At 63.5% G+C, this 13576-nt stretch carries 11 protein-coding genes and 1 other RNA gene; 5 read left to right on the top strand and 7 right to left on the bottom strand.

Annotated elements, in window-relative coordinates; all coding sequences use genetic code 11:
• Positions 1-124: 124 nt before the first annotated feature.
• The 3 genes from dnaK to hrcA all read right to left on the bottom strand — a co-directional run bounded on the left by dnaK (position 125) and on the right by hrcA (position 3840).
• Positions 125-2050 (bottom strand): molecular chaperone DnaK, encoded by a 1926-nt coding sequence (dnaK, locus tag J7396_RS11305; RefSeq protein ID WP_011346955.1) that lies wholly within the window; start codon positions 2048-2050, stop codon positions 125-127.
• 141 nt (positions 2051-2191) lie between these two features.
• The gene (gene grpE, locus J7396_RS11300) at positions 2192-2710 is read right to left on the bottom strand and encodes a nucleotide exchange factor GrpE (RefSeq protein ID WP_003483633.1); all 519 of its coding nucleotides are present in this window, start codon (positions 2708-2710) and stop codon (positions 2192-2194) included.
• Between the two features lie 98 nt (positions 2711-2808).
• Entirely contained in the window at positions 2809-3840 is a 1032-nt protein-coding gene (hrcA, locus tag J7396_RS11295) for a heat-inducible transcriptional repressor HrcA (RefSeq protein WP_008577240.1), read from the bottom strand.
• Positions 3841-3977: 137 nt separating this feature from the next.
• Between hrcA and recN the strand changes: the two genes are divergently transcribed.
• A complete protein-coding gene (gene recN / locus J7396_RS11290) occupies positions 3978-5642 on the top strand; it encodes a DNA repair protein RecN (RefSeq protein WP_014089801.1) in 1665 nt (554 codons plus the stop codon).
• Positions 5643-5833: 191 nt separating this feature from the next.
• Here recN and fur read toward each other — a convergent pair whose 3' ends face one another.
• Positions 5834-6244 carry a ferric iron uptake transcriptional regulator gene (fur, locus tag J7396_RS11285; protein ID WP_005988392.1) on the bottom strand — a complete coding sequence of 137 codons (411 nt, stop codon included), beginning with the start codon at positions 6242-6244 and terminating at the stop codon, positions 5834-5836.
• A 104-nt stretch (positions 6245-6348) separates the two neighbouring features.
• Here fur and bamE point away from each other — a divergent pair, with 104 nt between their 5' ends.
• Entirely contained in the window at positions 6349-6744 is a 396-nt protein-coding gene (gene bamE, locus J7396_RS11280) for an outer membrane protein assembly factor BamE (protein WP_008577244.1), read from the top strand.
• Positions 6745-7012: 268 nt separating this feature from the next.
• Here bamE and J7396_RS11275 read toward each other — a convergent pair whose 3' ends face one another.
• Both J7396_RS11275 and J7396_RS11270 read right to left on the bottom strand, forming a co-directional pair.
• Positions 7013-7300, bottom strand: coding sequence for an RnfH family protein (locus J7396_RS11275; RefSeq protein WP_008577246.1), 288 nt, complete (start codon positions 7298-7300; stop codon positions 7013-7015).
• A 1-nt stretch (position 7301) separates the two neighbouring features.
• Positions 7302-7733 carry a type II toxin-antitoxin system RatA family toxin gene (locus J7396_RS11270; RefSeq protein ID WP_008577248.1) on the bottom strand — a complete coding sequence of 144 codons (432 nt, stop codon included), beginning with the start codon at positions 7731-7733 and terminating at the stop codon, positions 7302-7304.
• A gap of 60 nt (positions 7734-7793) precedes the next feature.
• On the opposite strand from J7396_RS11270, the gene smpB reads away from it, so the two are divergent.
• The gene (gene smpB / locus J7396_RS11265) at positions 7794-8297 is read left to right on the top strand and encodes an SsrA-binding protein SmpB (protein ID WP_209261474.1); all 504 of its coding nucleotides are present in this window, start codon (positions 7794-7796) and stop codon (positions 8295-8297) included.
• 139 nt (positions 8298-8436) lie between these two features.
• Here the strand turns inward: smpB and J7396_RS11260 are convergent, their stop codons facing one another.
• Positions 8437-10884 carry a S8 family serine peptidase gene (locus tag J7396_RS11260; RefSeq protein WP_209261473.1) on the bottom strand — a complete coding sequence of 816 codons (2448 nt, stop codon included), beginning with the start codon at positions 10882-10884 and terminating at the stop codon, positions 8437-8439.
• Between the two features lie 135 nt (positions 10885-11019).
• Between J7396_RS11260 and ssrA the strand changes: the two genes are divergently transcribed.
• Positions 11020-11416, top strand: a transfer-messenger RNA (tmRNA) gene (gene ssrA, locus J7396_RS11255).
• 107 nt (positions 11417-11523) lie between these two features.
• Positions 11524-13050 (top strand): site-specific integrase, encoded by a 1527-nt coding sequence (locus J7396_RS11250; protein WP_209261472.1) that lies wholly within the window; start codon positions 11524-11526, stop codon positions 13048-13050.
• Positions 13051-13576: the final 526 nt, after the last annotated feature.

The following is a 13576-nucleotide window of genomic DNA, read 5'->3' as shown; positions in this document are numbered from 1 at the left end:
GAAACGCAAAAGCGGACAGCGTGTGCTGGTCCGCCCTGGCGACGCGACGCGTTAAGGATATCGGGACGGGAATCGGCAAGCTTTAGCGCTTGCCAATCCCCACTCCCGACTCCCAAATCACGGCTTACTTCTTGTCGTCCTTGACCTCGGTGAACTCGGCGTCCACCACGTCGTCGGCGGCCTTGGAGGCCTGGGCATTGCCGCTGGCCGCATCGGCGTTACCGCCCTGCTCTGCCGCCGCAGCTGCTGCGTACAACGACTGGCCGGCTTCTTCCAGCGTCTTGGTGCGTGCTTCGATCTGCGCCTTGTCGTCGCCCTTCATGGCGGTTTCCAGATCCGACAGCGCCGCTTCCACCTTGCCGATCACATCGCCACCGACCTTGCTGCCATGCTCGGTGATCGCGGTACGGGTGGCATGGATCAGACCATCGGCCTGGTTGCGGGCCTGCACCAGCTCCTGGAACTTCTTGTCTTCTTCGCGGTTGGCTTCCGCGTCGGCGACCATGCGCTGGATCTCTTCGTCCGACAGACCCGAACCGGCCTTGATCTCGACCTTCTGTTCCTTGTTGGTCTTCTTGTCCTTGGCCGACACGTGCAGGATGCCGTTGGCGTCGATGTCGAAGGACACTTCCACCTGCGGCATGCCGCGCGGCGCCGGCTCGATGCCGGACAGGTCGAACTTGGCCAGCGACTTGTTGAAGCGGGCCTGCTCGCGCTCACCCTGCAACACATGCACGGTCACGGCCGACTGGTTGTCTTCGGCGGTGGAGAAGGTCTGCGAGGCCTTGGTCGGAATGGTGGTGTTCTTTTCGATGATCTTGGTGAACACGCCGCCCATGGTCTCGATACCCAGCGACAGCGGGGTCACGTCCAGCAGCAGCACGTCCTTGACGTCGCCGGCCAGCACGCCGCCCTGGATCGCCGCACCCACGGCCACCGCTTCGTCCGGGTTGACGTCCTTGCGCGGTTCCTTGCCGAAGAAATCGGCAACCGCCTGCTGCACCTTCGGCATGCGGGTCTGGCCGCCGACCAGGATCACTTCGTTGATGTCGCTGGCGCGCAGGCCGGCGTCGTTCAACGCGGTGCGGCACGGTTCGATCGACTTCTTGACCAGGTCTTCCACCAGCGCTTCGAGCTTGGCACGGGTCAACTTGATGTTGAGGTGCTTCGGGCCCGACGCATCGGCGGTGACGTACGGCAGGTTCACTTCGGTCTGCTGGCTGGACGACAGCTCGATCTTGGCGCGCTCTGCGGCGTCCTTCAGGCGCTGCAGCGCCAGCGGATCCTTACGCAGGTCGATGCCCTGGTCCTTGTTGAATTCGTCGACCAGGTACTCGATGACGCGGTTGTCGAAGTCTTCGCCGCCCAGGAAGGTGTCGCCGTTGGTGGCCAGCACTTCGAACTGCTTTTCGCCATCGACTTCGGCGATCTCGATGATCGACACGTCGAAGGTACCGCCGCCCAGGTCGTAGACGGCAATCTTGCGGTCGCCGCCGTTCTTGTCCAGGCCATAGGCCAGGGCTGCGGCGGTCGGCTCGTTGATGATGCGCTTGACGTCCAGACCGGCGATGCGGCCGGCATCCTTGGTGGCCTGGCGCTGGCTGTCGTTGAAGTACGCCGGCACGGTGATCACCGCCTCGGTGACCTTCTCGCCGAGGAAGTCTTCGGCGGTCTTCTTCATCTTTTCCAGCACGCGCGCGGAGATTTCCTGCGGCGCCATGCGCTTGGCATCGCTGGTCTGCACCCAGGCGTCGCCGTTGTCGTGCGCCAGGATGCCGTACGGCACGTGCGAGATGTCCTTCTGCACTTCGCCATCGGTGAACTTGCGGCCGATCAGGCGCTTCACCGCGTAGAAGGTGTTCTTCGGGTTGGTCACGGCCTGGCGCTTGGCCGAGGCGCCGACCAGCACTTCGCCGTCCTTGGTGTAGGCGACGATCGAAGGCGTGGTGCGATCGCCCTCGGAGTTTTCGATGACGCGGGCCTTGCCGCCGTCCATGATCGACACGCACGAGTTCGTGGTGCCGAGGTCAATACCAATGATCTTGCCCATGGATACGCTCCTGATGATTCTGTAGCTGTGTCCGGCGACGCCGGGTCTGGCTGAGATGTGGGGGTGGTGCGCAGGTGTTCAAGCCACCGGCGCACATCTGTGTTTCATGCCTGCGCCTGGCAGTTCAGCCGGCGCTGCGGTTCAGTCGTGCTTGGCCACGACCACCAGGGCCGGGCGCAGCAGGCGATCGTTGAGCAGGTAGCCCTTCTGGAAAACCTGCACGACGTGGCCCGGCGCAACGCCCTCGGCCTCGCCCTGGCTGATCGCCTGGTGCTGGTCCGGGTTGAACGGCTGGCCGACCGGATCGAGCAGGGTCAGGCCGTTGTCGGCGGCCACCTTGAGCAATTGCTTGTAGGTCATGTCCAGGCCGTCGCGCAGCGGGCTGGGCTCGGTGCCGGCGGCGGTGAGTCCCGCGTCCAGGCTGTCGAACACCGGCAGCAGTTCGCCGAGCAGCTTCTCGTTGGCGAACTTGCGCGCGTTTTCCACGTCGCGGGCGATACGCTTGCGCTGGTTTTCCAGGTCGGCGCGCTCGCGCAGGGCATCGGCCTTGACCAGGGCGATCTCGCTGCGCAGCGATTCGATCTCGGCCTTGAGCGGATCGGTCTCGGGCGGGTTCTGGGACAGGTCTTCGGAGTCGAATTCGGGGTGGTCTTGGTTCATATGCAGTTCCCGGGCAAGCGGAACGCCCGCCCCAACGTCACTCCGTATATGGGCGCCCGCGCGCGTTTCAAGCAAAGCATCGCGCCGATCGATGCCGGTTATCGCGTACCGGGCGACTCCATGGCCGCGCCCAGCACGTCGGCGGCGGTCTGCACCAGCGGAATCAGCCGGTCGTAGGCCATGCGTTTGGGCCCGATCACCCCCAGCACGCCCAGCACCTGGCCATTGGCGGCGTAAGGTGCAGTGACCAGCGAGACGTCTTCCAGCGACACCATGCCGGTTTCTTCGCCGATGAAGATGCGCACGCCCGGCGCCTGGATGGTGCGTTCGAGCAGCTGCAGGATCTCGCGTTTGCTGGCGAAGGCCTCGAACAGTTCGCGCAGGCGATCCAGATCCGACAGGTCCTGCACGCCCATCAGCCGGGTCTGCCCGGCCATCACCATGTCCTCGGCATCGGCCGGTACCAGCGCCTCGCTGGCCAGGTCCACGCTGTGCGCCAGCAGTTGTTCCATCTCGCTCTTGGCCATGCGCAGCTCGCGCAGTAGGCAGGCGCGGATGTCGGCCAGCGCGCGCCCGGCGAACTGCGCATTGAGGTAATTGGCCACCCGTTCCAGCTCGGCCGGCTCGTAAGCGCGGCGCGGCTCGATCACGCGGTTTTGCACCTCGTTGTCGGCAAACACCAGGATCGCCAGCACGCGGCGCGCATCCAGCGCCACGAAGTCGATATGCCGGAACGCGAACTGCTCGCGGCGCGGCGCGCTGACCACGCCGACGAAGTGGCTCATCGCCGACAGCATCTGCGAGGCGCTGCCCAGCAACGATTGCGTGCCGTTGCCGCTGGCCAGCTCCGCGCGCAGGCGGCGGACTTCCTCTTCGCCAGGCGGCTGCATCTGCACCAGGCTGTCGACGAACACCCGGTAGCCATGCGCAGTGGGCACGCGTCCGGCCGAGGTATGCGGGGAGCTGAGCAGGCCGACGTCTTCCAGGTCGGCCAGGATATTGCGGATGGTGGCCGGGCTGACGTCCAACCCCGCATGCTGGGCCAGCGTCTTTGACCCCACCGGCTCGCCGTCGCGGATGTAGCGCGCAATCAGGGTGCGCAGCAACTGGCGGGCGCGGGGGTCGAGCATTGGGGACTGGGACGCGCGCATGGGATCATCCGGTGAGACAGCGCATAGATAATGTCTGGCCCCGGGGATGGCAAGCGTCCGATTCCCCGTCTGCCCCTGCCACCCTAAGCTTCCCCAAAGCGTTCACACTCGACCTCATGCTCAGACACCTCTCGATCAAGGATTTCGCCGTTGTCCGTGCCACCGAACTGGAATTCGGGCCGGGAATGACCGTGGTATCGGGCGAAACCGGCGCCGGCAAGTCGCTGATGGTGGACGCGCTGGGCTTTCTGTCCGGCCTGCGCGCCGACAGCGGCGTGGTGCGTCATGGCGCCGAGCGCGCCGAACTGTCGGCCGAATTCCAGCTGCCGGCCGAGCATCCCGGGCTGCGCTGGCTGGCCGACAACGAACTCGACGACGAGGCGCAATGCCAGCTGCGCCGGATCATCCGCGCCGACGGCGGCTCGCGCGCCTGGATCAACGGCCGCCCGGTCACCTCCTCGCAACTGGCGGAACTCGCCTCGAGACTGGTCGAAATCCACGGCCAGCACGAGCACCAGGCGCTGATGGCCCGGCACAGCCAGCTCGCCCTGCTCGATGCCTACGCCCGCAACAGCGCCCAGCGCGAGCAGGTGCGCCAGGCCAGCCAGCGCTGGCAGGCGCTGCTGGACGAGCGTGATGCGCTCTCCGCGCAAGGCGATGTCTCCGACCGGATCGGCTTTCTGGAACACCAACTGGCCGAACTGGAACGCGAGGACCTGGATCCGGCCGCGATTGCCGCACTGGACGTCAATCACCGCCGCCAGGCCCATGCCACCGCGCTGATCGGTGCCTGCGACAGCGTCGCCCAGCAGCTCAACGGCGACGACGGCGCCAGTGCCCTGGGCCTGTTGCAGGACAGCCGCCACGATTTGTCGCGCGTGGCCGAACACGAACCGCGGCTGGGCGAAGTGGACGCGCTGCTGGACAGCGCCGTGATCCAGATCGAGGAAGCGCTGGCCCTGCTCGACCGTGTGCGCGACGACCTGGAGGCCGACCCGGCCCAGTTCGAGGCGATGGAGCGCCGCCTTGGCCGCCTGCACGACCTGGCCCGCAAACACCGCGTCACGCCGGACGAACTGGCCGCGCATCGCGACCACCTGAGCGCCGAAGTCGAGAGCCTGCGCGGCGCCGACGAGCGCCTGCAGCAGCTCGACAAGCACATCGAAATCGCCACCGGCGCCTGGCGCAGCGCGGCCGGCGTGCTCAGCGACAGCCGCACCGCCGCCGCCGAGGCGTTGTCGGCCGCGACCACCGCGCTGATCGGCGAGTTGGGCATGGGCGGCGGGCAGTTCCTGATCCAGCTACAGCCGCACGAGAGCCCCCGGCCGGACCCCAATGGCGCCGAACGGGTGGAATTCCTGGTCGCCGCCAACGCCGGGCAGCCCCCGCGCGCTTTGCGCAAGGTCGCCTCCGGCGGCGAGCTGTCGCGCATTTCGCTGGCCATCGAAGTGGCGGCGCTGGGCCTGGACAGCGTGCCCACCATGGTGTTCGACGAAGTGGATTCGGGCATCGGCGGCGCGGTGGCCGACATCGTCGGGCAGAAGCTGCGCGCGCTGGGCGAAGAGCGCCAGGTGCTGTGCGTTACCCACTTGCCGCAGGTCGCCGCCAAGGGCCACGCGCATTACCGGGTCAGCAAGGCGCCGGTGGACGGCATGACCCAGAGTGCGGTCGAACTGCTCGGCCCGCAGGCCCGCCAGGAAGAATTGGCACGCATGCTGGGTGGTGTGGAAGTGAGCAAGGAAGCGCGCGCGGCCGCCCGCAAGCTGCTGCAAAGCGCCTGAGCGGGGCCGGTCGTTCGCAAATTCACAGTCCCCGTTCCCTCCCCCGCTGATGAGTCTCCCTTCCCCCGCCTGGGGGGAAGGTGCCCGAAGGGCGGATGGGAGCATGGGCCTGCAGCAAACCCACCAACACGCCCCAGCACGCACAAGGCGGCCGAAGCCGCCCTGTCATTAGATCTCTGCAGACACTGAACTCAACGCGGACGCTTTTTGCGCACGTACAGCACCAGCGAGTGCTCTTCCAGTTCGTAGCCATGCTTGGCGGCGATCTGGCGCTGCAGCGCCTCGATTTCCTCGCTCTCGAACTCGATCACATGACCGGTATCCACGTCCACCATATGGTCGTGATGACCGCCGCGGTCCAGCTCGTAGACGGCCTGCCCGCCTTCGAAATTGTGCTTCAGCACCAGGCCGGCCGCCTCGAACTGGGTCAGCACCCGGTAGACCGTCGCCAGCCCGATCTCGTCGCCGTGATCGAGCAGTTGGCGATAGATGTCTTCTGCGCTGAGGTGATGCTGATTGCTCTTCTGTTCGAGCAGTTCCAGGATCCGCATGCGCGGATGGGTCACCTTGAGCCCGACTTTGCGCAGGTCGTGGGTTTCCATACGTTCTCCGTTCATTGGCGATTTAGCGCCAGCTGCCATCAAACGGGTCGCGGCGACCGGCGGAAGTGTATCATCGGCGTGATTTCCTCAGCACTTAATCCCCGATGCGTAATCTCCTGCTGGTCGCCGCCATTGCTCTTTCCACCGCTGGCTGCGGCATCATCTACAAGCAGCCGATCTACCAGGGCAATCTGATCAAACAGAACGCCGTGGAGCAACTGCAGGTAGGCCAGAGCAAGCAGCAGGTCAGTGCGTTGCTGGGCACGCCCTCGATCCCCGACCCGTTCCATGCCCAGCGCTGGGACTACACCTCCACGCAGCGCGTGGACCGTCTGGCGCGTACCGAGATCAAGAATTTCACCGTGTTCTTCGAGAACGAACAGGTCGCACGCTGGGAAGGCGACTATTTCCCGTCGCAGGACGAGCAACTGGCCAAAGCCGCGCCCAAGCAGTTCGGCCGCAACCTGGCCCGCGACAAGAAGAAGCAACGCGGCCGTTGATGCGGTTACCGGGCGGTCTCGTGATCGCTTGATCGGACCCAAAACGCATCCCTTCGAACGGATGCGTTTTTCGTTTTGCCCGATGCCAACAGAGCGCTTCAGTGACTCTACAGCGCTGACTCCCAGGACCGATCGATCGTGCTGTCTGTCGCATGTCTTAGTCCAAGCGCGCTCGTTCGAACTCAACCAACACGGCTGATTCTTCGAGACACGCCGTCAGCAGCGATGGCGTTGCAGCGAGTCTGCGTCGTCGCAGCGCTGGCAATCGCTAGCGGTTGGGGCCGGCTTTCTTGCTTGGTCCGGCACGCCTGCGGCGGGCTTCCTTCGGATCCAGCAACAGCGGCCTGAGCAATTCGACCCGGTCGCCGTCGCGCAACCCCTGCTCCGGCCGCGCGATCAGCCCGTGCACCGCATACGCGGCGGGGGCCCGCTCCACCGCCAGATCGGACATGGCAACGGCTTCGGCCACCGTTGCGCCTTCAGGCAATTCCAGGTGTACCGAGCTGTAGCGATCCGGCCAGGCCAGCACGACTTCGATGCGCATGCCGCTGCGCAACCTAGACGTCGCCGCGGTCGGCGACGCGCACGAAATCATTGACCATGCGATCGGCCAGGCCCTGAAACCCCAGCGCCAGCGCCGGGCCAAGCAGCCGCGAGCTGGTTTCGACCTCCAGGGTGAGACTCACCTTGCAGGCGCCCTCGCCCAGCGCCTGGAACTCCCACAGGCCTTCCAGGCGCTTGAACGGGCCATCGCGCAGGTGCATGACGATGCGCTCCGGGCGTTCAAGGATGTTCTCGGTGGTGAACCAGGTGCGGAACGACCCCAGCCCCAAATCCAGGCGCGCCACGATGTGCGCCTGGTCCTGCTCGAGCACATTGGCAGCGTCGCACCAGCCGAAGCGGCGCGGATAGGCGGCGACATCATTGACCAGATCGAACATGCGGGAGGCGCTGTGTTCGACCAGGGCGCTGCGACGGATGGTAGGCATTCGCTAACTTGTGAAAGACGGAAGATCGTTTGACGACACCGAATCGGCGACAATGGGCGGATGAGCAAGAAACAGACCAAGGATAAAGCAAACGGCGCGAAGGCCACGAAAACCATCGCGTTGAACAAGCGTGCGCGCCACGAATACCACCTGGAAGAACGCTACGAAGCCGGCCTGGCACTGCAGGGCTGGGAGGTCAAGGCGATCCGCGCCGGCCGCGCCAACATCGTCGACGGCTATGCCTATGTGCGCTCCGGCGAGATCTACCTGATCGGCGCACAGATCACGCCGCTGATCCAGGCCTCCACCCACACGGTGCCAGTGGAACGGCGCGACCGCAAACTGCTGCTGCACCGGGCCGAGATCGACAAGGTGCTCACACGCGTGGAGCGCGAAGGCTACACCCTGGTGCCTACCGCGCTGTATTGGAGCAACAACAAGGTCAAGCTGGAAATCGCCCTGGCCAAGGGCAAGCAGAATCACGACAAGCGCGACGCCGCCAAGGACCGCGACTGGCAGCGCGACAAGCAGCGCGTGATGCGGCGGCATAACCGCGATGCGTGAATTGGGAATTGGGAATTGGGAATCGCAACGGCAAGATCCTTTCCCGCAACGGCAGGCGATATAGCCGGCTGAGCACGAGCTGAGGTCGTGGATGCTGGTCGCTTTTACGATTCCCGATTCCCCACTCCCGATTCCCGGATCACGTCGTTCCCAGCATCCGCATCAAATTCGGCACTCCCCTGCCCTGCACATAGCGGTCGCGCTGCAGGTCGGTGCAGGTATCCAGCAGCAGTTGCTTGACCCGATCGGGGAAGCCGATGAACTCACGGCGCGCCGACAGGAAGCCGGCCAGCACGCCGGAGACATGCGGTGCGGCCATGCTGGTGCCGCTCATCTCCACCATCAGGCTGGTCGGGTCGTTCGGGTCGAAGTCGTAGTAGGCCGACAGGATCTTCTCCCCTGGCGCGACCACATCCGGCTTGCTGCGGCCGTCGGCGGTCGGCCCGCGCGAGGAAAAATACGACACGCCATAGTTGTGCGGACTGCTCTTGTGCACCGAACCGACCACGATGGCGTCTTCCAGATTGCCCGGGTCGCTGATCGACAGATCCATGTTGGCCGCATATGCGTCACCGTCGTTGCGCATCAACCAGGCCAGGCCTTCGTTGCCGGCCGCGACCACCACCAGCACGCCTTGCCGCCACAGCCGGCGTAATTCGTTGCACAACGGCGTAAACCCGCAACCGTAGCTCTCCGGGTCGAAGCAGCCGCCCAGGCTCAGATTGACGCCATGGATGACCAGCTCGCCGGCACGCTCGTTGATGTCGGCCACCTGCTGCACTGCCTTGATCGTCCACGAATCGCGGCCGTTTCCGGCATTGTCGAGCACCTTGAAGCCATACAGCTGGGTATCCGGCGCGATGCCGGAAAATTCCAGCGGACGGCCGGGCGTGCCGCCCGCCTCCGGGATCGACGCGCGGCACTGGCCGGCGATGATGCCGGCGATATGCGTGCCGTGGCCATGCCGATCGAGCCGGGTAAACGCCGTGCCATCGGCGCGGGTCAGCCGTTTGGGCGCGCCGCGCCGCGTGCAATCCCACTGTGCCACCACGGTGTCGCGTTCACCCTTGACGAAAAAATGCGGGTGATCGGCCACGATGCCGGTATCCATCACCGCCCAACCGATCTGCTGCCCGCGTGCGCGATACGCCGTGCGTGCCGCATCGGCATGCAGCACATTGCCCGACACATGGATCAACGCGCGTTTTCCGGCATCGCGCCATACCCGCCGAAAGCCCAACGCGCGGTAGCGATCCTGCAGCGACTCGATCTCGAATCGGGTCAGTCGCGCAGACACGAAACGCTGCAGGCTGTCTTCCAGCTCGATCGCCTCATCCAGCGCATCGCCGCTCAGGCCGGTGGTACGCGCAGCGGCTTCGCGCACATGCTGCAACAGCAATGCGCGCACACCGGCAGGGTCGTTCCCCAACACGCGCCGATCCAGCTCGATCAGCACATCGTGCCGGTACTCAGGGCCATGCGCTTCGAGCTGCTCGCTGAGGTCCTTGATCAGCACTGCATTGGACACCGGCTGATCGAAGCCCACACCCACGGCTTGGCGCACCGCGGCGCGCACCTGCGGAATGGACAGATAGCCCGAAGCCGAATGCGGGTTGTGCTGCCAATCCGGATTCAAACGCGCAGCGGCCAGGTTCTCGAAACGTCCTTTGGCATTGGCGATGTCGTCGGTGAGGTCCGGGTCCAGCGCGATCGGGTCGCGCGTTTCGGCCACATTGATCCAGCGCTGTACGCACTCGGGAAACGGCAATTTGCGCGTGCCGGTCCAGCGCTTGAACATGCTGCGCACCTGCGGCAAGCCCAGTGGCGAACCCAGGGTGAGGAACAAACTGACCTCGCAATCGGCGGCCTTCAGCTGGCGCAGCACATCGAAGGCGATCATCGACCCCTGGCTGTGCGCCACCACCACGAATGGCCCGCCCCCTGCGCGCAGCCGCTGCGCCAGACTCTCGCGCATCAACGCCGCACGTTCCGGCACGAAGAACAGATCATGCACATCCTGCAACAATGCAGCGGAAATCAGCCGCAGTAACACCCGGTTGATCGCATCGATGGCGCCCTTGGCCTGCACGCTGCCGGGCACGGGCGTGCCCTGAAGCTCGTCCAGCAGCCGATGCAGATCGGTGCGTTCCTGCTCGCTCTGCGCCAGCGCGTCTGCCAACAGGTGCAGGTCCTGTTCGCCCGGCACCAGGCCAAGCGTACTCAAGGCGCGCTGCACGCTTTGATTGAGCGCCGGCCCCACATCGCGCGCGTCGCAATTGCCCGGCTCGGCCACTGGATACCGCTCGCGATTGACCCAGTACGCCAGCCGCGTGCGCTCGCCCATGGGCCGCCCGAACAACGCCTTGTCCCACTGACAACGCAGCACATCGGCCGGCGGCTTGTTGCCGATGCCATGGATGTAGATCACCGTGCGCGCCTTGCCCTGCACGCGGGTCGCTGTGGACTCCTGGGTCCCGGCCTGCTGCGCGCGCGCAGCGCGCGGCCGCGCCGGTTGTTGCGTGCTTGCAGCCGCCTTGCGCGGCAGCGCGCGTGCAGGTTTCGAACGTGGGGGCTTGCTTGTCGCCATCGCGTCGCTCCTTCGTATGCAGACTGTTCCGTTCGGTACGGGACTGAAGCCACTGTAAGCGTTGCGCATCTCACCACTTGTGACAGGGCGCGCCGATCCCTACACTGACCCGGTCAGCGTTTTATTGCTTTCCCCGGGGGTGCACTGGTTTCGACGGGGGTCGCGAAGTCGCTTGGCGCATGCCGAGGGGGCAGCTTTCCTCGTTAATCCAGCAGCAAACTTTTAGTTGCCAACGATGACAACTACGGTTCGGACTTCGCTATCGCCGCTTAATTGGCTTTAGTTGTAGTTCTACAGCCGCCTAAGGCGAACCCCCGAACCTACTTGTGCCCGTGCTCGTAGGTGTAGGGTCATTATCACGGAACCATCGGTAGTGGCTGCCTGTCAGCTACCGGTCAGATAAAGCAGGCTGGTTTCCAGGTGCGCTTTGCCAACCGTGCTGCCTGGGAACGAGATCTAACGGAGGGCTAAGCATGTAGTGCTGGGGATGGAGTGCTTCCGGACGGCGGTTCGATTCCGCCCACCTCCACCATCTGATCGCGGAAAAGAGCAGTAAGTGCTTGATTTCGCAAAGGTTAGGCCCGGGGTTTGATGTTCAGTTTGAGCCTGCGTTAGGTATCAAACGAGGTATCAAACCCCGTGCCGAAGCCTTATTTTCTGCGCCGCCCTGCTGGGCTCTACGTGCGCTTCTTCGTCCCGACCGACCTGCAAGCCATCATTGGCTCGCGCTACCTTGTCCGTCCCGTTCGCTTGGCCCTGGGTGATGCTGCCCGCCTGGCCGTGGCACGAACTGCTGTGGCACTCTCGGAAGCATTCGATCAGATGCGGCAGGGAGCGGGCATGCGGGACGATTTGCTGAGCCAGGCGCTGGCCGCGTTGCAAGGGAACGAAGCCCGCCCCTACACCATCAAGGTCGGTGGCGTGGAGCTGTCTGCCAACGGCGCTGAGGATCATGCTCGGCTGCTGGACGCACTGAAACACCTCCCTCTTCAGCAACTGGCTTCTGTGAAGAGCGCCGGACCGCTGCTGTCAGAGCGCGCCACCATCCACATCAGTGAGATGCGGCGTGTTGGGCGAAGCGCGAAAAACGTGCTGGATACCGAGCACAGCCTGGGTCTTTTTGTGGCGCTTGTCGGCGACAAGCCGGTCGAGGACTACAAGACCGATGACGTCCGAAAGTTCCTGGATGCGCTTGAGCACTACCCCAGCAACGCCACCAAGAAGGCGGTGTTCGCCGGCCTCACCCCTGTCGAAATCCTGAGCAAGGCGCGGCAAGGTGGTCATGAACTGCTGAGCATGCGCACCAAGGAAAAGCATCGGGATCGTATTGCGTCCTTCTTCAACGCCTTGGCCAACGAAGACCTGATTAGCAAGGCGCCTCACAAAGCCATCCTCAATCGCGCCAAATCGCTCACCGATGAGCCGAGCCGTGATCCGTTTAGCCAGGCTGAGCTCGAAGCACTGCTCGAGCTGAATGCGTTCACGTCTTGGGCCAAAAAGTATCCGCACCGATGGTTTGGCACGCTGTTGGGATTTGCGACCGGTGCTCGGGTCAACGAAGTCGCGCAGCTCTATGTCGAAGACATCGGCAAGGTCGGTGACTTCTGGGGCGTGCATTTCCGGGGAGCCAAGCCGGATCAGCGCTTGAAGAACCCCCACTCCTCCCGTTTTGTGCCCCTGCCCACATCCCTGATCGATGCTGGGTTCTTGGTCTATGTGGATGAGGTCAAGCGCGCAGGCTTTGAGCGGGTGTTCCCGCATTTGCCCTACAACGCCGAAAACGGCTACGGCGACGCGCTTGGGGATCAGTTCCGGGCCTATGCGATCAAGCAAGGGCTGACCCAACGGCTCAAAAGCTTTCACTGCTTCCGGCACACATTGTCCAACTCGCTGGTCAATGAGCACGGCATCTCGCTTCCCATTTCCCAACAAATCACCGGGCACGAGTTGACGCTTCCGCCAGGCTTGAAGCATTACGTCGATCCGCCTTCCGTCCCCGCTCGCTTTTCAGCCATTGAGCAGTTTGGCCCTCCACTTCCTCTACCTGCTTACACACCAGGGCAATTTAATCGGTCGTTCAAGCAGGTTCGCCACATGGAACGACGACGGGAACAAGCAGCAAAGAAGAGGACGACCAAGTCGCGAACGACAGGATGGAAAAACTAAAATGAAACGAGACTGAGGAGGCACCAACGCTGAAAGCGCTAAGGCATCTTACAGAGAGAGCTTTAGAGCGCTGGACAACAACATGCAGCCTTAAATGTTAACCGATGTTCTGCGGAGGACCCAAGGCAGCAATTTTCTGAAAAAATACGAAAGCTGGCCAGCCAAAAGTGCGTCTCATTGGAAAACACACAGAGAAAAAGCCTCCGGTGAGGGAGGCTTCATTTGCAGCTATACATGGCGAATCCTTGTATCACATCTTCCGGACAGGGGGATTTTCAATTATTCCTTGGGGCACTGAGAGTCTAATCCTTTCATGCTCTTCCCAGATGCGAGCCTGTTCCCATTCCTTGCTACCAATTTCTAGGGTTGATGACGGGGGGTGCTTTTTCATGTTTACTCCTTTTGATTATGATGAGCGGCAATTATAACTTATTAAAATAAATAAAAAACAATTTTCCATGGATTTATAATTTCCATTCATACTTTATAAAGAAAGGGCGATAAAGACCTCAATATTATGCGGACC

It is taken from the genome of Xanthomonas sp. A1809 (assembly GCF_017746015.1).
In the GTDB taxonomy this organism is placed as follows: domain Bacteria; phylum Pseudomonadota; class Gammaproteobacteria; order Xanthomonadales; family Xanthomonadaceae; genus Xanthomonas; species Xanthomonas euvesicatoria.
The sequence above is the reverse complement of the archived record's forward strand: the minus strand, read 5'-3'. Positions and strand labels throughout refer to the sequence as shown.

What these genes read in the sequence shown, in the direction of transcription:
- fur (WP_005988392.1), bottom strand. Translation starts at nt 6,244, where the DNA reads ATGGAAACCCACGACCTGCGCAAAGTCGGGCTCAAGGTGACCCATCCG.
- hrcA (WP_008577240.1), bottom strand. Translation starts at nt 3,840, where the DNA reads ATGCTCGACCCCCGCGCCCGCCAGTTGCTGCGCACCCTGATTGCGCGC.
- J7396_RS11260 (WP_209261473.1), bottom strand. Translation starts at nt 10,884, where the DNA reads ATGGCGACAAGCAAGCCCCCACGTTCGAAACCTGCACGCGCGCTGCCG.
- dnaK (WP_011346955.1), bottom strand. Translation starts at nt 2,050, where the DNA reads ATGGGCAAGATCATTGGTATTGACCTCGGCACCACGAACTCGTGCGTG.
- J7396_RS11270 (WP_008577248.1), bottom strand. Translation starts at nt 7,733, where the DNA reads ATGCCTACCATCCGTCGCAGCGCCCTGGTCGAACACAGCGCCTCCCGC.
- bamE (WP_008577244.1), top strand. Translation starts at nt 6,349, where the DNA reads ATGCGTAATCTCCTGCTGGTCGCCGCCATTGCTCTTTCCACCGCTGGC.
- smpB (WP_209261474.1), top strand. Translation starts at nt 7,794, where the DNA reads ATGAGCAAGAAACAGACCAAGGATAAAGCAAACGGCGCGAAGGCCACG.
- grpE (WP_003483633.1), bottom strand. Translation starts at nt 2,710, where the DNA reads ATGAACCAAGACCACCCCGAATTCGACTCCGAAGACCTGTCCCAGAAC.
- recN (WP_014089801.1), top strand. Translation starts at nt 3,978, where the DNA reads ATGCTCAGACACCTCTCGATCAAGGATTTCGCCGTTGTCCGTGCCACC.